Below are 14,552 nucleotides of genomic sequence, written 5' to 3' on the forward strand. Positions count from 1 at the left end.
CTCCTGTGATCAGCCCTTCAGATGCGGGCGGGGGAAGAAGCGCCGGGCAAGGCCCGACGGTGCGAAGAAGATCGAAAGGCCATAGAGCAGCGCCGCGGTCATGATGATCGTCGGGCCGGAGGCAAGTTCGAGATGATACGAAGCGATGAGGCCGAGATAGCCGGAAGCCGCCGCACTTGCCGCCGCGAAGAGCATCATGATTGGCAGGCTGCGGGACCAGAGTTGGGCGACCGCAGCCGGCAGCATCATCAGGCCGACGGCCATCAGCGTGCCGAGCGCCTGGAAGCTTGCGACGAGATTCAGCACCACCAGCAGCAGGAAGAGGAAATGATAGACGGGTCCGCGCCCGCCGACGGCACGCAGGAAGCCAGGGTCGAAGCATTCAGCAACCAGCGGCCGGTAGATGATGGCAAGCACCAGCAGCGTTAGTGAGGCGATGGCACCGATCTGTGTCAGCGCCGGCGCGTCGATCGCGAGGATCGTGCCGAAAAGCACATGAAGCAGATCGATGTTGGAACCGCGGAGCGAGACGATGAGCACGCCGAGCGCCAGCGACGCGAGATAGAAGCTTGCAAAGCTCGCGTCCTCCTGCAGTACCGTCATGCGGCTGACGACACCCGACAGAAGCGCGACGGAAAGGCCCGCGACAAGTCCACCGATACCCATCGCCGTCAACGACAGCGAGCCGGCGACCAGATAGCCTATTGCCGCACCGGGCAACACCGCATGGCTCATGGCATCGCCCATGAGGCTCATGCGGCGAAGCATGAGGAAAACGCCAATGGGGCCGGAACCGAGCCCGAGGCAGAGGCAGGCAACGAGCGCCCGGCGCATGAAGCCGTAATCGGCAAAAGGGGCGAAGAAGATCTCGTAGGCTGTCATGTCGCCGGCACCCCGCAGGCTTCGGCATCTTCATCCCAGCGCTCGGCCATGGCACGAGCCTGCAGAAGATTGGCGGATGACATGACTTGCTGCGTCGGCCCCCAGCCGATCAGCCTGCGGGCGAGCAGCAGGGTCTCCGGGAAATATTCCCTCACCTGTTCGAAATCATGGAGCACCGCAATCACGGTCCGTCCATCGCCGTGCCAACGGACGACAATGTCGAGCAAATCCCTTGTCGTGCGGGCATCGATGGCAGCGAAGGGTTCGTCAAGCAGGATAATACGGGCATCCTGCAGCAGCAGGCGGGCAAAGAGCACGCGCTGGAACTGACCGGCCGAAAGCGAGCCGATATGCCGCTTCTCGAATCCTTCCAGACCGACCGTGGCGAGTGCGGCACCCGCGCGCGCAACGTCTTGCTTTGCAATGCGGCCAAAAGCACCCGCCTGGCGCCAGCTTCCCAGCAGCACAGTATCCACAACCGAAATCGGGAAGCGTCTGTTGATCTCCGCCGCCTGTGGGAGATAGCCGAAATCGGTGCGTTGCATCAGGTGTTCCACACGTCCCTCTACAGGGCGCAGTTCCCCCATGATCGCCTTCAGCAGCGTGGATTTTCCCGCGCCATTCGGCCCGGCAATCGCCGTCATGCTGCCAGACCGGAAAGTACCTGAGAGATGATGGACAGCGGGGTGGCGATCATAGGAGACAGTGAGATTGTCGAGGCGGATCTCGGGCGGGCTCATGGCAACAGAACTGCCCAGTAAATTGCGAGCCAGAGAACCGCGGCGATAGCGAGGGCACCACAGGTGCGTAGAAGCGCAGATTGCCCGAGAAGACTGACGGCGAGACGTTCAGGGGCGGGGGCGGATCGCATGCTCATTCCTTTTATGTAATAACGTATATGTAATAACGTAACTGTTATGTTATAACAATTGCGGCAGGAATGAGGCCGGGAACGTGATTGATCCGCTAGGCGCGCATCTCGGCGATCATGGATCGAAAGACTGAGAAAAATAAAAGGGCGCCCGAAGGCGCCCCTGCATCTGACTTGAGAAGATCAATCTCAGAGCTGCTCAAGCATAGCAGCTGCGCCGGAAACGGTTGCCTGGCCAGGTGATTCCTCGACATTGAGCAACTTCACAACGCCGTCTTCAACCAGCATGGAATAGCGCTTGGAACGAACCCCGAGGCCGCCGGCGGAGAGATCGGCATCGAGGCCGACTGCCTTGGTGAAGCCGGCGTCCCAGTCGGCGAGGAAATGGATCTTGCCGAGACCGCCGGAAGACTGTGCCCAGGCGCCCATGACATGCCAGTCGTTGACGGCGAGAACGGCGATATCGTCGACGCCCTTTGCGAGAATGGCATCACGGTTTTCCAGATAGCCCGGCAGATGGTTCAGCGAACAGGTGGGTGTGAAGGCGCCGGGCACTGCAAAGAGCACAACGCGCTTGCCGCCAAAAAGCTGCTCGGTGGTGGTTTCGACGGGGCCGTCGGCCGTCTTTTCCTTGAAAGTGACGGCAGGAAGCTTGTCGCCGATCGCGATGGTCATGGATTATCTCCTCGGTTCTGGCTGATCGCGGCCGCGCCGCGTGCGGAATTGAGAGGGGACTATAAGACGCGATCATTCAAAGGCAAGCGTGGTTTCCATGGTCTGCGAACCATCGATGATCAGCACACTCCACTGCTTGCCGTGGATGTCATAATTCTTCGGCAGCTTGCCGATGGAAATATCGGTAGCATAGGCCTTGCCGCCGCGGGCAGTATTCATCTGTTTGGTGAAGGCATAACCACTCGGCCCGGTGACAATGATATCAGGCGTCCCGCTCCCCTCTTCCGGCAGGGTGATCTTCAGCGAAAGCTGCTTCAGATCGGGCGACATGGCATATGCCACGATCTCGAAATCCGCGGACGGCGCTTCGGGAAGGCGGGCAGCCGCACTCTGAAGGATCATTTCCTCCTGCGGCCGCGACATTGCCGCAGCTCCGATCTTCAGTGAAAACTGCGCCTGGAATGGGATACAGATGTCCTTGCAGATACCGATGAAGGCTGTGGCATCGAACAAAACCGGACCTGCCTTCGAGGCCGTCAGCGATAGTGGCAGGGTCACCGGCGCGTCATAGCCGATATCCTCGACTTTGCCATTGGAAATAAGTTTGGGAACGGGGTAGGAAATGGCATCGAGCGTCACGCCGCTCTGCGGTGCTATCGTGATCTGCGGGGGGATGCCGTTATTGCCCGGTTCACGCCAATAAGTGATCCAGCCGGGCTTGGGCTCGATCTGCAAACCGGCGCGTATGTGGCCATTGCCATCAGGCGGCAGCGCCACGAGGCGCATCCGGCCACTTTCGTTCTCGGCCCAATCACTCATCTCCGCATAGGCCGAATGAAACAGGCCAAGTATGGGCACAGCCGAAATGAGTATGATTAATACGGCTCGCTGGAGCAATAAAATAACTCTCATGGAACAAAGGTTTACCGAAATTTGCCATTTGCCGCCAGAAGCCCTGCCCATTTAAATCTTCATTTTCGGTTGATTGATCTGTGACATTGGCCCATGCTTCCCCTGTCGGAGCCTTTGTGTGATCTGGCGGCAGGAGGAACCATGTCCCTAGCAACGCTAAAGAACAGACGGGAGCGCGGATTTTTCGACGGTCAGTTTCTGATCGCCATGCCTGGCATGGAAGATCGTAATTTTGCGCGCACGGTGATCTACATCTGCGCCCACTCGGATGCCGGCGCCATGGGCTTCGTCATCAATCGTCCGCAAAGCCTCACCTTCACCGATGTGCTGCTGCATCTCGACATGATCAAGCATGAAGATTCCATCGTATTGCCGAAGGACGCGCGAGAGTTCCCGATCCAGACGGGCGGACCTGTAGAAAGCGGCCGCGGCTTCGTGCTGCATTCTGACGACTATGTCAGCGACTCTTCCATTCCCGTCAGTGACGATATTTGCTTGACGGCGACACTCGATATCGTGCGTGCCATCTCGAGGGGCGGTGGTCCGAAGCGGGCAACAATGCTGCTCGGTTATTCCTCATGGGGTGCGGGCCAGCTCGAAAACGAGGTGGCCGCCAACGGCTGGCTCAATTGCGCCGCCAATGAGGAGCTGATCTTCGATCGCTGCCTCGACGACAAGTACGAGCGGGCGCTGGCCAGCATGGGCGTGACGCCAGCCATGCTGTCGGCCGAGGCCGGCCACGCCTAAGCGGGTCACTCCGGAACGAAACCGTTTTTTCGGCGTTCCCTGTCGGCAAGCGGACACCCCGTCCGTGATCCGAGAGGAGGCACACATGGGTAGCACTGGCGACAAGATTTCCGGCAAGGTCAACGAGATGGCCGGCAAGGCGAAGAAGGCGGCCGGCAAGACCACTGGCGACCGTGAAATGCAGACCAAGGGTGGAGTGCAGGAAGCCAAGGGCAAAGCCCAGGTCGCAACCGGAAAAGCAAAGGACAAACTGAAGGGTGCCGTCGACCGGCTTTAAGGCCTGTTCATCAGCTCTTGAATGCCTGCCGCAGCTGTTTGCGGCTGGCATTTTCCGTCTTCTCCTGCCTATGGAGACCTGTGATGAGGTTGTTTGCCTGCGACAATTGCGATCAGGTTATCCATTTTGACAACAGGCAGTGTGTGCGCTGCAACCATCGCCTTGGCTTCTTTGCCGGCGATCTGTCCGTGCATGCGCTGGAGTCGCGGGACGAGGTCAATTGGCAGCTCGTCTCCGATCCGACACGGCTGGTTCGGTTTTGCGCCAATGCCGGGCTCGATATCTGCAACTGGCTGGTCGATGACGGCAATGACTTCTGCATCGCCTGCCGGCATAACCGGCTGGTGCCGAATACGGATACACAAGATGGCATCGACCGCTGGCGGCGGATCAGCCAGGCGCAGCGGCACCTCTTCTACTCGCTGTTGCGCTGGAACCTGCCGCATCCCGACCGACAGGAAGACCCGCAAGGAGGGCTAGTCTTCGATTTCGTCGAAGATGCCGTGCAAAACGATGGCAATGTCGTTCCGGCCATGACGGGTCACGAGGAAGGGCTGATCGCCATTCGTGCGGCCGAGGCGGACGACGTGACCCGCGAGCAGGCGCGAACGGCGATGGACGAGCCCTATCGCACCCTGCTCGGCCATTTCCGCCACGAAACGGGGCATTTCATCTGGGACAAGCTGGTGCGCGACCGCAATGGCTTCGACACATTCCGCGCGGCCTTCGGCGACGAGCGTCAGGACTATGGAACGGCATTGCAGAACCACTATGCCAACGGACCAATCCCGGGTTGGCAGGAAAACTTCATCAGCGCCTATGCCTCTGTCCATCCATGGGAGGATTTCGCGGAGTGCTTTGCGCATTACCTGCATATCGTCGATACGCTGGAGACGGCGCGCAGCTTCGGCATGGCGATCGAGCCGCGTGGTCATGAGGAGATTGCGGCCGAGGTGGATTTCAATCCTTATCGGGCGAAAAGCGCCGAACAGCTCGTCAGCGCCTGGGTACCGCTCAGCCTGGCGATCAATGCGATCCAGCGCAGTATGGGGCAGCCAGATTCCTATCCTTTCGTGCTGTCTCCGCCCGTCGTGGCGAAGCTCGAATACCTGCACCAGCTGATCCAACATGCTGCTGCCGAACAGCAGCAGGCGGCATAATCAGCCCGCTCTCTTGCTCTTCTTGAACGGCTCCATTCCTTTGCGAGCCAGTTCATCAGCACGTTCGTTTTCGGGGTGGCCGGCATGGCCCTTGACCCAGTGGAGCGTCACCTTATGCCGGTTGCGGGCTTCTTCCAGTGCCTGCCAGAGCTCTGCATTCTTCACCGGCTTGTTATCGGAGGTTTTCCAGCCATTCTTCTTCCAGCCGAAGATCCATTTCGAAATACCATCCTTCACATAGGCGCTGTCGGTGTAGAGATCGACTTCGCAAGGCTCTTTCAAGGCGCTGAGCGCGGAGATAGCAGCCAAGAGCTCCATGCGGTTGTTCGTGGTTTCGGCTTCTCCACCGGAAAGCTCCTTTTCCACCTCGCCGTAACGCAGCACTGCTCCCCAGCCGCCCGGGCCAGGATTGCCGGAGCATGCACCATCCGTGAAGATATCGATGTGCTTCATAGGCTCAGCCCATATTCGGCCGGCGAGGAAATCTGACGGTGGAAGCGCAGCTTGCGCAGATATTCCAGCGGATCCTTCTTGGTGACCATGGCGCCTTCTGACGTCATCAGCCAGTCATAGAGGCGGGTCAGGAAGAAGCGCAGGGCCGAGCCGCGGGAAAGGATCGGCAGGGCATCGACCTCCTTGTCACTCAAGGGCCGGACGCTCTGGTAGCCTTCCAGCATCTGCGTGCCCTTGGTGATGTTATAGGCTCCATCCTTTTCGAAGCACCAGGCATTGAGGCAGATCGATACGTCGTAGGCGAGCAGATCGTTGCAGGCGAAATAGAAATCGATGAGCCCGGAGAGCTCGTCGCCGAGGAAGAAGACATTGTCTGGGAAAAGATCGGCGTGAATGACGCCTGCCGGCAGATCCTTCGGCCAATGGGTCCGCAGAAAATCGAGCTCGCTGCGGATCTCGTTTTGCAGGCCGGGTTCGACCTCGTCGGCGCGTGTCTCGGACTTGTCCCAGAGCGTCTGCCAACCTTCGAGCGACAACGCGTTCGGCCGCGTCAGCGTGAATCCTTCGGCGGCGAGATGCATCCGCGCCAACGCCTTGCCAACTTCGCGGCAGTGCTTCGCGTCCGGCTTTCTCAGCCACATACCTTCTAGGAACGAGATCAATGCGGCGGGACGGCCCGACAATGTGCCGAGCAGGGCACCGTCTTTGCGTGGCAGCGGTAGTGGGCAGGACAGGCCGCCGGCGGACAGATGTTGCATCAGGCCAAGGAAGAAGGGGAGATCGCTCTTTTCCACTCGCTTCTCGTAAAGTGTCAGAATGAGCGGTGCCTTCGATGTGTGCAGCAGGAAATTGGAATTCTCGACGCCTTCGGCGATGCCCTTGTAGGAGAGCAGGGCGCCGGCATCATATTCGGTGAGAAACCATTTCAGATCGTCTTCGGCGATATCGGTATAAACTGCCAAGTTGGTCTCTCACTGTAGAGGCGGTGTTCATTAGATGGGCAGGGCAGAGGGAAAGCCCCTCACCTCATTCTCCGTTCACAAATGCCATGTCAGCCGTCGTCAGCTCAAGGCCGCGCAGTTCGCGGTTGACGAGGAAATGCTCGTTTTCCTGCACCGTTTCGGCAAGCTCGACGCGGGCATCGAAGCGGGTACGGAAGGCCTCGATGATCTCGTTGACGATCACTTCAGGGGCGGAAGCACCGGCAGACAGGCCGAGGGTGGCAATCGGACCGATCGCATCCCAATCGAGTTCGGAAGCACGCTGTACGAGAATCGACCTCTTCGCTCCCGCTCTCAGCGCCACTTCCATGAGCCGCTTTGAATTGGAAGAATTCGGCGCGCCAACGATGATGAAAAGATCGCAGCCGGGGGCAGCCTCCTTCACCACTTCCTGACGGTTGGTCGTGGCATAGCAGATAGAATCGGCAGCCGGCGCCTTGAGATTGGGAAAGCGCTCTTCCAGCCGCCTGATGACGCCGGCCGTATCATCGACCGACAGCGTCGTCTGGGTGACATAGCCGAGATTATCGGGATCGTCGGGCTGATAGGCGTCGACATCCTCGACAGTCTCGACCAGTGAAACGGAGCCCTCGGGCAGCTGCCCCATGGTGCCGATCACTTCCGGATGGCCCGCGTGGCCGATCAGGATGACATGACGGCCAAGGCGGTTATGACGCATCGCCTGCTTGTGGACCTTGGAGACCAGCGGACAGGTGGCGTCGAGATAGAAGAGGTTGCGGGCATTCGCATCTTCAGGCACGGATTTCGGCACGCCATGGGCGGAAAAGACAACCGGCTGGGCGCGGTGTTCGGCGGGGATCTCGTCAAGCTCCTCGACGAAGACGGCGCCCTTGGCTTCCAGCCCTTCCACGACATAGCGGTTGTGGACGATCTCATGGCGGACATAAACAGGCGCACCATAGGCCTTCAGCGCCAGCACGACGATCTGGATCGCCCGGTCGACGCCGGCGCAGAAGCCCCGCGGGCCGCAGAGCCTGATCGTCAAGGGAGGTTTTGCCGCAATATTCATGACATATCCAGGTTAAGCTTGAGGGACCTCTAACCCAATATGGGGCGGAATTGAAGCGATACTATTGCGCAGCACTCTTGCGGCGGAACCAGGAGATGGCAGCCACGACAGCAAGCACCACCGCCAGCCCATACCAGGTGACGGCATATTGCAGATGGTCGTTCGGCAGATCGACCTGTGTCACGCCACCAATCGGAAAGCCTGCTGGATTGGGCGTGGAATCGGCATCGACGAAGAAGGGGACGACACTGGTCCTGTCGAGATCGACGCTCGATGCCATCACATCGAGGTCCTTCCAATAGAAGATGTTCTTCGCCACGTCATTGTCGGGCACCAGCCAGGAGGGCTTGCCAGGAAGTTTTGCGCGCGCGAGGCCGGTAACCGTCTGCTGGCCGGTCAACTCGCCCTGCATGCGCATTTCCGGCTCCTTGTTCTCATAGGGAACAAAGCCTCTGTTGACGAAGAGGTAACGCCCGTCCGCAAGCTGCAGCGGTGTGTAGATGTAATAGCCGGTCTGGCCACGCCAGGTGGCGAAGAAATGACGCTCCTTATTGTTGATGTAGCGGCCGGTGGCGGTGACCGTGCGGTACTCGATGTCACCATTTTGAGCCGCCATGGCCTCGATGTCCGCGAGGGGAACCGGGGCTGCAGCGCGACGCTCGGCGATATCGGCGAGCAGGCCTTCCTTCCAGTGAAGGCGTTCCACCTGCCAAGTGCCGAGCGAAATCAGGATGGCGAGCGCGATGAGAACGGCAATGCCGGTAAGGAGCGGCGGCTTGCGGCGCGGGGCCGGACTTTCGATATCAGTCACTCAAGCGTCCCTCGCGGGCATTGTGGCGATATTGCATGGCGATGAGGATGCCCTTGCACCAGCGCAGCGCCAGCAGAGACAGTATGATCGTCAGCGGGCCGAAAAGCAGGATGTGGACCCAGATTGGCGGGGCGTAATTGACCTGCAGCCAGAGAACCGAACCGATGACGATGAAGCCGACAATGAGGATGACGAAGACGGCCGGGCCATCGCCAGCATCGGCGAAGGAATAGTCCAGGCCGCAGGCTGCGCAGCGCGGTTTGAGGCCAAGTACCCCATCAAAGAGCTGACCGTGACCGCAGCGCGGGCAGCACCCCCTGATACCGGTCTTGACCGGATCGACCGGTGGAAATTGCGCGTCATCTTCACTCATGTCTATCTCCCGCCGACGGCTTTTCGCCGTCTGCCTTAACTCTCCCATAAAGTATTCGCATCCCGAATGGAAATGCCTGCGCGTTTTCGCCGCCGCATAATTCCTCAAATCGGAATCGATTTAGGGAATCATGCAGCAATTCAAAGCGTTACAGCGTCCTTTGCTCGTCTGGAAAGATGGGCGGCGCTGTAATGATTCGCGCCAAACAGAAGAAGAAGACTGATGACCAACGATAGCCATGCCGGACAGATCATAATCCTGAACGGCGCACCGCGAAGCGGCAAATCCAGTATTGTGTGCGCGATCCAGGACGAATTCGAGGGGCCGTGGATTAACCTCGGCGTCGACACCTATAATGCCATGACGCCGAAGCGCTACCTGCCCGGTATCGGCTTAAGGCCCGGCGGCGAACGGCCGGACCTGGAGGAGCTGGTACCATTCCTCTATGCAGCGCTCTATGAATCCATCGCCATTCATGCTGGATTCGGCCTCAATGTCGTCGCCGATCTCGGCCATCACGACAGCTATTCGCAGCCGCTCGGCATTCTCGGCGATTGCGCCCGACGGCTGGAGGGTTTTCCCGTGTTGTTCGTCGGCGTCAAGTGCCCGATCGGGACGATCATGCGGCGGCGCGAGATCCATCAGGAAGGGCGCGAAACACTCTACCTGCGCGCCACCGAGGAGACACCGGTGCCGGAACCGGTGCAGCGTTGGCAGGACGAGGTTCATCGCCCCGGTCTCTACGACATGGAGGTCGATACGTCCGTCCTGACCGCGCTCGAATGTGCCGAGGCGATCCGCCATCAGCTGGATCTCGGTATTCCGCAGCCTTCGGCTTTCGAGAAGCTGGCGGGTCAGCGGTGAGACACAGACAAGCCTCAAGACAAAGAAAAAGGCGGGGCCGATGGCACCCGCCTTTTTTGATCACTATCAGGCCTCGATCAGCCTGCTGCTACCGGAGCACCCCAGCCACCCCAGACGTAGATGCAGAAGAACAGGAACAGCCAGACCACGTCGACGAAGTGCCAGTACCAGGCGGCCGCCTCGAAGCCAAAGTGCTGCTTAGGCGTGAAGTCGCCGCGCAGCGCACGCAGCAGGCAGACCAGCAGGAAGATGGTACCGACCAGAACGTGGAAACCATGGAAGCCCGTGGCCATGAAGAAGGTCGCGCCGTAGATCGAGTTGCGGAACTCGAACGGTGCGTGGGCATATTCGTAAGCCTGGACGCTGGAGAAGAGCACGCCAAGCAGGACGGTCAGCGTCAGGCCCTGGATGAGCCCTCTACGATCGTTGTGCAGCAGAGCGTGGTGAGCCCAGGTCACAGTCGTGCCCGACAGCAGCAGGATAACGGTGTTGTAGATCGGCAGGTGCCAGGGATCGAGAACCTCAATGCCCTTCGGCGGCCAGACGCCGCCGGTGTAGGCGAGGCGCGAAGCCTGGATGGCTTCATGCGGAAAGAGGCTGGCATCGAAATAGGCCCAGAACCAGGCAACGAAGAACATCACTTCCGAAGCGATGAACATGATCATGCCATAGCGCAGGTGCAGGGACACGACGCGCGTGTGAGCACCCTCGTCAGCTTCCTTCACAGTGTCCGACCACCAGCCGTACATGACGTATAAAACGACAGCCAGCCCGATGAAGAAGACCCACGGTTGGGCCCATTCGACACCGAGAACATGCAGCGAGCCGCCGTTCAGGTAGCGCATAAAACCGACGCCGCCGAAGGCCATCAGGAATGCACCAAGCGAGGCCAATATCGGCCACGGGCTCGGAGCTATAATGTGGTAATCGTGATTCTTCTGATGAGCATCGGCCATGTCAGATCCCCGGTGTCTAAATTCTCCGCTTCCGGCGACGCCGGAAACACTCCTCAATCAAAGTTTCTTTTCAGCCTGTCCCGCACTACCCTCATTCGAAGCCACTGGCTTCGGACCCTCTTTGGGATAGAACGTGTATGACAGCGTGACCGTATGAATGCTTTTCGATTCAGCGGCCTTGGTAATTTCCGGATCGATATAGAACACGACCGGCATTTCAAGCTTTTCGCCCGGCTTCAGGTCCGTTTCATTAAAGCAGAAACATTGCACCTTGTTGAAATAAGCGCCCGCCTCGCCCGGCGTCACGTTGAAGACAGCCTGACCGCGCTGGGTTTCGTTGGAACGGTTCTCGGCGATGAAATTGACTTGGATCGTCTCGCCGATCTTCGGATTGACCTCGCGCTCGACCGGCCTGAATTCCCACTGCAGACCGGGAGCGACGTTGGCGTCGAAGGTAACGCGCATTTTTCGATCGAGAATTACGCTCGAAACCTGATCGACGCGCTGCGTCGTGCCGTTATAGCCCGTGACCTGGCAGAAAATTCGATAAAGCGGCACGGCAGCATAGCTTGCCGCTCCCATGCCGACGACGAAGCTCAGGCACATGAAGACGACGGCGGCATTGTTGCGCGGTTTCTTCGGTGCGTTGACGACATCGCTCATCGCCTCAGCCTCCGTGCGCCAGAAACTTGACGATGGTGATGGCGTAGAAAAGGATCACCAGCCCAGCGAGTGCGAGACCGAGGGCAATGTTGCGGTTGCGGCGCGACTTGCGTTGCGCCTCGGTAAGTTTGACCAATTCCATTAGAACGAGCCTCCTGCATATAAGACCAGCGCGGCAACCAGCCGGTCGAGCATCAGCGCGGAGAACACGGCGAAGAGATAGAAGATAGAGAAGCCGAAGAGCTTCTTCGCCGGGATCATTTTGAGATCGCCATCGGGCATGCGCCAGACGGCGATGGAACAGTATATGAAGACCGCACCGAGTGCTGCGGCAACCACGCCGTAACCGACGCTGGCGAAACCGAGGAACGTCGGCATTACGGCGCAGACAGCCGACAACACGGCATAAGCAACGATCTGATGCTTGGTGGTGCGTTCACCCGAAACGTTCGGCAGCATCGGCACGCCGACCGCCTCATAGTCACGCATCTTGAACAGAGCGAGCGCCCAGAAATGCGCCGGCGTCCACATGAAGATGATGAGGAAAAGGACCGTGCTTTCGATCGTAACCGAATTGGTCACGCAGGCCCAGCCGATCATGGGCGGAAAGGCGCCGGCCGCACCGCCGATGACGATGTTCTGCGGCGTCGAACGCTTCAGCCACATCGTGTAGATGACGGCATAGAAGAAAATGGTGAAGGCGAGGATCGAGGCCGACAGCCAGTTGACCGCAAGACCGAGGATCGTCACCGAGAAGCAGGAGAGCACGAGGCCGAAGGCCAACGCTTCCTTGGGCAAGATGCGGCCCGCCGGGATCGGGCGCTTGGCGGTGCGGCTCATGACGGCGTCAATGTCGGCGTCATACCACATGTTCAGCGCACCCGACGCCCCTGCGCCGACGGCGATGCAAAGGATGGCGATCAGGCCAAGGATCGGATTGATGTGCCCCGGCGCCAGCACGAGGCCGGCAAAAGCCGTAAAGACGACGAGCGACATGACCCGCGGCTTCAGAAGCTCGAAATAATCGCGCGCACTCGCTTCCGACAGGCGAGAGTCGCCGTCTTCAGCAAGAGCCTCGTGATTGTCGATTACCGTCATCATTCCGTCCTGAATTACCTAATTGCCAGACGCCGCAGAGGCCTGCGGCGTCCGGAAGTCCGGCATCTTACTTGATGCGCGGAAGCTGTTCCCACTGGTGGTATGGCGGCGGCGACGGCAGCTGCCATTCGAGGGTCGTCGCACCCTCACCCCACGGGTTGTCACCGGCAATGCGCTTCCTGGCGAAAGCTTCCCAGACACCGACGAGGAAGATGATCACGCCGAGGAACGAGATGTAGGAGCCGACCGACGAGACATAGTTCCAGCCGGCAAATGCATCCGGATAGTCGATATAGCGGCGCGGCATGCCGGCGAGGCCAAGGAAATGCTGCGGGAAGAACACCAGGTTCACACCGATGAACATGACCCAGAAGTGCAGCTTGCCGAGGAACTCGCTGTACATGTAGCCGGTCATCTTCGGGAACCAGTAGTACCAGGCAGCAAAGATGGCGAAGACGGCGCCGAGCGACAGAACGTAATGGAAGTGCGCCACGACGTAGTAGGTGTCATGCAGCGAGCGGTCGAGGCCGGCGTTTGCAAGCTGGACACCCGTCACGCCACCGACGGTGAACAGGAAGATGAAGCCGATCGCCCAGATCATCGGCGTGCGGAAGGTGATCGAGCCACCCCACATCGTTGCGATCCAGGAGAAGATCTTCACACCCGTCGGAACGGCGATGACCATCGTCGCGAAGACGAAGTAGCGCTGTGCGTCGAGCGACAGGCCGACCGTGTACATGTGGTGGGCCCAGACGACGAAGCCGACGGCGCCGATGGCGACCATGGCGTAGGCCATGCCGAGATAACCGAAGACCGGCTTCTTCGAGAAAGTCGAGACGATGTGGCTGATGATGCCGAAGCCCGGCAGGATCAGGATGTAAACTTCCGGGTGACCGAAGAACCAGAACAGGTGCTGGTAGAGGATCGGGTCACCGCCGCCTTCCGGGGCAAAGAAGGCCGTACCGAAGTTACGGTCGGTGAGCAGCATGGTGATAGCGCCAGCCAGAACCGGCAGCGACAGCAGCAGCAGGAAGGCAGTGATCAGCACGGCCCAGGCAAAAAGCGGCATCTTGTGCAGCGTCATGCCCGGAGCGCGCATGTTAAGGATCGTGGTGATGAAGTTGATCGCACCGAGGATCGAAGACGCGCCGGCAATGTGGAGCGCGAAGATCGCAAGGTCGACTGCCGGACCGGGCTGGCCGACAACTGCATAGGGCGGGTACATTGTCCAGCCACCGCCGGTACCATATGCACCGGCCGGGCCTTCGACGAACATCGAGATGACCAGCAGCAGGAAGGCGGGAACGATCAGCCAGAAAGAGATGTTGTTCAGACGCGGGAAAGCCATGTCCGGCGCGCCGATCATGATCGGCACCATCCAATTGGCGAAACCGCCGATCATCGCCGGCATGACCATGAAGAAGATCATGATCAGCGCGTGAGCGGTGGTGAAGACGTTGAACATGTGCTTGGCGCCATCGATCGCAGCATCGCCTTCGAAGCCGTAGACCATTGAGGCCAGGCCGTGGAAGATCTGGATGCCCGGCTCCTGCAGCTCCATGCGCATGGCAACAGAGAGAAGGCCACCGATGATGCCGGCGAAGATCGCGAAGATCAGATAGAGCGTGCCGATGTCCTTATGGTTCGTCGAAAAGAACCAGCGGTCGGCAAAGCTCGGGGCATGCGAGTGATCGTGGTGGTCGTCATGCGCGTGGGCGTCATGAGCGTGGTGATCATGAGAATGATCGTCGTGAGCGGAAGGTCCAGCCATTGTCCCGA

General features: G+C 59.5%; 18 protein-coding genes. 4 read left to right on the plus strand and 14 right to left on the minus strand.

The annotated features are described in order from the left end of the window. Positions 1 to 9: 9 nt before the first annotated feature. From FHX08_RS12685 to FHX08_RS12700, 4 genes are all read right to left on the minus strand, one after another. Complete coding sequence (locus FHX08_RS12685; protein ID WP_132652294.1) at positions 10 to 882, minus strand: metal ABC transporter permease; 873 nt, start codon at positions 880 to 882, stop codon at positions 10 to 12. Further along, a complete protein-coding gene (locus tag FHX08_RS12690; RefSeq protein ID WP_132652296.1) occupies positions 879 to 1,622 on the minus strand; it encodes a metal ABC transporter ATP-binding protein in 744 nt (247 codons plus the stop codon). The genes FHX08_RS12685 and FHX08_RS12690 overlap by 4 nt, the downstream gene beginning before the upstream one ends. Positions 1,623 to 1,942: 320 nt before the next feature. Next, positions 1,943 to 2,428 (minus strand): peroxiredoxin, encoded by a 486-nt coding sequence (locus tag FHX08_RS12695; protein ID WP_132652298.1) that lies wholly within the window; start codon positions 2,426 to 2,428, stop codon positions 1,943 to 1,945. 72 nt (positions 2,429 to 2,500) lie between these two features. Further along, positions 2,501 to 3,340: a protein-disulfide reductase DsbD domain-containing protein gene (locus FHX08_RS12700; protein WP_184327214.1), complete on the minus strand. Its 840-nt coding sequence runs from the start codon at positions 3,338 to 3,340 to the stop codon at positions 2,501 to 2,503. 141 nt (positions 3,341 to 3,481) lie between these two features. On the opposite strand from FHX08_RS12700, the gene FHX08_RS12705 reads away from it, so the two are divergent. The 3 genes from FHX08_RS12705 to FHX08_RS12715 all read left to right on the plus strand — a co-directional run bounded on the left by FHX08_RS12705 (position 3,482) and on the right by FHX08_RS12715 (position 5,524). Beyond that, a complete protein-coding gene (locus FHX08_RS12705) occupies positions 3,482 to 4,087 on the plus strand; it encodes a YqgE/AlgH family protein (protein WP_132652302.1) in 606 nt (201 codons plus the stop codon). An 85-nt stretch (positions 4,088 to 4,172) separates the two neighbouring features. Further along, the gene (locus FHX08_RS12710) at positions 4,173 to 4,364 is read left to right on the plus strand and encodes a CsbD family protein (protein WP_132652304.1); all 192 of its coding nucleotides are present in this window, start codon (positions 4,173 to 4,175) and stop codon (positions 4,362 to 4,364) included. 83 nt (positions 4,365 to 4,447) lie between these two features. Next, a complete protein-coding gene (locus tag FHX08_RS12715) occupies positions 4,448 to 5,524 on the plus strand; it encodes a putative zinc-binding metallopeptidase (RefSeq protein ID WP_132652305.1) in 1,077 nt (358 codons plus the stop codon). On the opposite strand, the gene rnhA is transcribed toward FHX08_RS12715, so the two are convergent. The 5 genes from rnhA to FHX08_RS12740 all read right to left on the minus strand — a co-directional run bounded on the left by rnhA (position 5,525) and on the right by FHX08_RS12740 (position 9,192). Next, entirely contained in the window at positions 5,525 to 5,977 is a 453-nt protein-coding gene (rnhA, locus tag FHX08_RS12720) for a ribonuclease HI (protein ID WP_132652307.1), read from the minus strand. Beyond that, the gene (locus tag FHX08_RS12725; RefSeq protein WP_184327215.1) at positions 5,974 to 6,939 is read right to left on the minus strand and encodes a homoserine kinase; all 966 of its coding nucleotides are present in this window, start codon (positions 6,937 to 6,939) and stop codon (positions 5,974 to 5,976) included. Before FHX08_RS12725 ends, rnhA begins: the two co-directional genes overlap by 4 nt. Positions 6,940 to 7,003: 64 nt before the next feature. Beyond that, the gene (gene ispH / locus FHX08_RS12730) at positions 7,004 to 8,008 is read right to left on the minus strand and encodes a 4-hydroxy-3-methylbut-2-enyl diphosphate reductase (RefSeq protein WP_132652310.1); all 1,005 of its coding nucleotides are present in this window, start codon (positions 8,006 to 8,008) and stop codon (positions 7,004 to 7,006) included. 61 nt (positions 8,009 to 8,069) lie between these two features. Continuing rightward, on the minus strand, positions 8,070 to 8,819 hold the full coding sequence (locus tag FHX08_RS12735; protein WP_132652312.1) for an SURF1 family protein: 750 nt from the start codon (positions 8,817 to 8,819) through the stop codon (positions 8,070 to 8,072). Beyond that, a complete protein-coding gene (locus FHX08_RS12740; RefSeq protein WP_132652314.1) occupies positions 8,812 to 9,192 on the minus strand; it encodes a DUF983 domain-containing protein in 381 nt (126 codons plus the stop codon). Before FHX08_RS12740 ends, FHX08_RS12735 begins: the two co-directional genes overlap by 8 nt. Before the next feature lie 222 nt (positions 9,193 to 9,414). Between FHX08_RS12740 and FHX08_RS12745 the strand changes: the two genes are divergently transcribed. Next, on the plus strand, positions 9,415 to 10,056 hold the full coding sequence (locus FHX08_RS12745) for a chloramphenicol phosphotransferase CPT family protein (RefSeq protein WP_132652316.1): 642 nt from the start codon (positions 9,415 to 9,417) through the stop codon (positions 10,054 to 10,056). Between the two features lie 77 nt (positions 10,057 to 10,133). Here the strand turns inward: FHX08_RS12745 and FHX08_RS12750 are convergent, their stop codons facing one another. From FHX08_RS12750 to ctaD, 5 genes are all read right to left on the minus strand, one after another. Next, on the minus strand, positions 10,134 to 11,012 hold the full coding sequence (locus FHX08_RS12750) for a cytochrome c oxidase subunit 3 (RefSeq protein WP_132652318.1): 879 nt from the start codon (positions 11,010 to 11,012) through the stop codon (positions 10,134 to 10,136). 57 nt (positions 11,013 to 11,069) lie between these two features. Next, the gene (locus FHX08_RS12755; RefSeq protein WP_132652320.1) at positions 11,070 to 11,675 is read right to left on the minus strand and encodes a cytochrome c oxidase assembly protein; all 606 of its coding nucleotides are present in this window, start codon (positions 11,673 to 11,675) and stop codon (positions 11,070 to 11,072) included. Between the two features lie 4 nt (positions 11,676 to 11,679). Then, on the minus strand, positions 11,680 to 11,817 hold the full coding sequence (locus FHX08_RS12760; protein ID WP_165911858.1) for a hypothetical protein: 138 nt from the start codon (positions 11,815 to 11,817) through the stop codon (positions 11,680 to 11,682). Next, positions 11,817 to 12,773, minus strand: a complete 957-nt coding sequence (locus FHX08_RS12765; protein WP_132653205.1) for a heme o synthase — start codon at positions 12,771 to 12,773, stop codon at positions 11,817 to 11,819. The genes FHX08_RS12760 and FHX08_RS12765 overlap by 1 nt, the downstream gene beginning before the upstream one ends. A gap of 67 nt (positions 12,774 to 12,840) precedes the next feature. Next, positions 12,841 to 14,544 carry a cytochrome c oxidase subunit I gene (gene ctaD, locus FHX08_RS12770; RefSeq protein ID WP_132652321.1) on the minus strand — a complete coding sequence of 568 codons (1,704 nt, stop codon included), beginning with the start codon at positions 14,542 to 14,544 and terminating at the stop codon, positions 12,841 to 12,843. Positions 14,545 to 14,552: the final 8 nt, after the last annotated feature.

The organism is Rhizobium sp. BK529, from assembly GCF_014194105.1.
In the GTDB taxonomy this organism is placed as follows: Bacteria; Pseudomonadota; Alphaproteobacteria; order Rhizobiales; family Rhizobiaceae; genus Rhizobium.

What these genes read in the sequence shown, in the direction of transcription:
- FHX08_RS12750 (WP_132652318.1), bottom strand. Translation starts at nt 11,012, where the DNA reads ATGGCCGATGCTCATCAGAAGAATCACGATTACCACATTATAGCTCCG.
- FHX08_RS12715 (WP_132652305.1), top strand. Translation starts at nt 4,448, where the DNA reads ATGAGGTTGTTTGCCTGCGACAATTGCGATCAGGTTATCCATTTTGAC.
- ispH (WP_132652310.1), bottom strand. Translation starts at nt 8,008, where the DNA reads ATGAATATTGCGGCAAAACCTCCCTTGACGATCAGGCTCTGCGGCCCG.
- FHX08_RS12760 (WP_165911858.1), bottom strand. Translation starts at nt 11,817, where the DNA reads ATGGAATTGGTCAAACTTACCGAGGCGCAACGCAAGTCGCGCCGCAAC.
- FHX08_RS12745 (WP_132652316.1), top strand. Translation starts at nt 9,415, where the DNA reads ATGACCAACGATAGCCATGCCGGACAGATCATAATCCTGAACGGCGCA.
- ctaD (WP_132652321.1), bottom strand. Translation starts at nt 14,544, where the DNA reads ATGGCTGGACCTTCCGCTCACGACGATCATTCTCATGATCACCACGCT.
- FHX08_RS12700 (WP_184327214.1), bottom strand. Translation starts at nt 3,340, where the DNA reads ATGAGAGTTATTTTATTGCTCCAGCGAGCCGTATTAATCATACTCATT.
- FHX08_RS12685 (WP_132652294.1), bottom strand. Translation starts at nt 882, where the DNA reads ATGACAGCCTACGAGATCTTCTTCGCCCCTTTTGCCGATTACGGCTTC.
- FHX08_RS12705 (WP_132652302.1), top strand. Translation starts at nt 3,482, where the DNA reads ATGTCCCTAGCAACGCTAAAGAACAGACGGGAGCGCGGATTTTTCGAC.
- FHX08_RS12740 (WP_132652314.1), bottom strand. Translation starts at nt 9,192, where the DNA reads ATGAGTGAAGATGACGCGCAATTTCCACCGGTCGATCCGGTCAAGACC.
- FHX08_RS12690 (WP_132652296.1), bottom strand. Translation starts at nt 1,622, where the DNA reads ATGAGCCCGCCCGAGATCCGCCTCGACAATCTCACTGTCTCCTATGAT.
- FHX08_RS12710 (WP_132652304.1), top strand. Translation starts at nt 4,173, where the DNA reads ATGGGTAGCACTGGCGACAAGATTTCCGGCAAGGTCAACGAGATGGCC.
- FHX08_RS12695 (WP_132652298.1), bottom strand. Translation starts at nt 2,428, where the DNA reads ATGACCATCGCGATCGGCGACAAGCTTCCTGCCGTCACTTTCAAGGAA.
- FHX08_RS12755 (WP_132652320.1), bottom strand. Translation starts at nt 11,675, where the DNA reads ATGAGCGATGTCGTCAACGCACCGAAGAAACCGCGCAACAATGCCGCC.
- rnhA (WP_132652307.1), bottom strand. Translation starts at nt 5,977, where the DNA reads ATGAAGCACATCGATATCTTCACGGATGGTGCATGCTCCGGCAATCCT.
- FHX08_RS12765 (WP_132653205.1), bottom strand. Translation starts at nt 12,773, where the DNA reads ATGACGGTAATCGACAATCACGAGGCTCTTGCTGAAGACGGCGACTCT.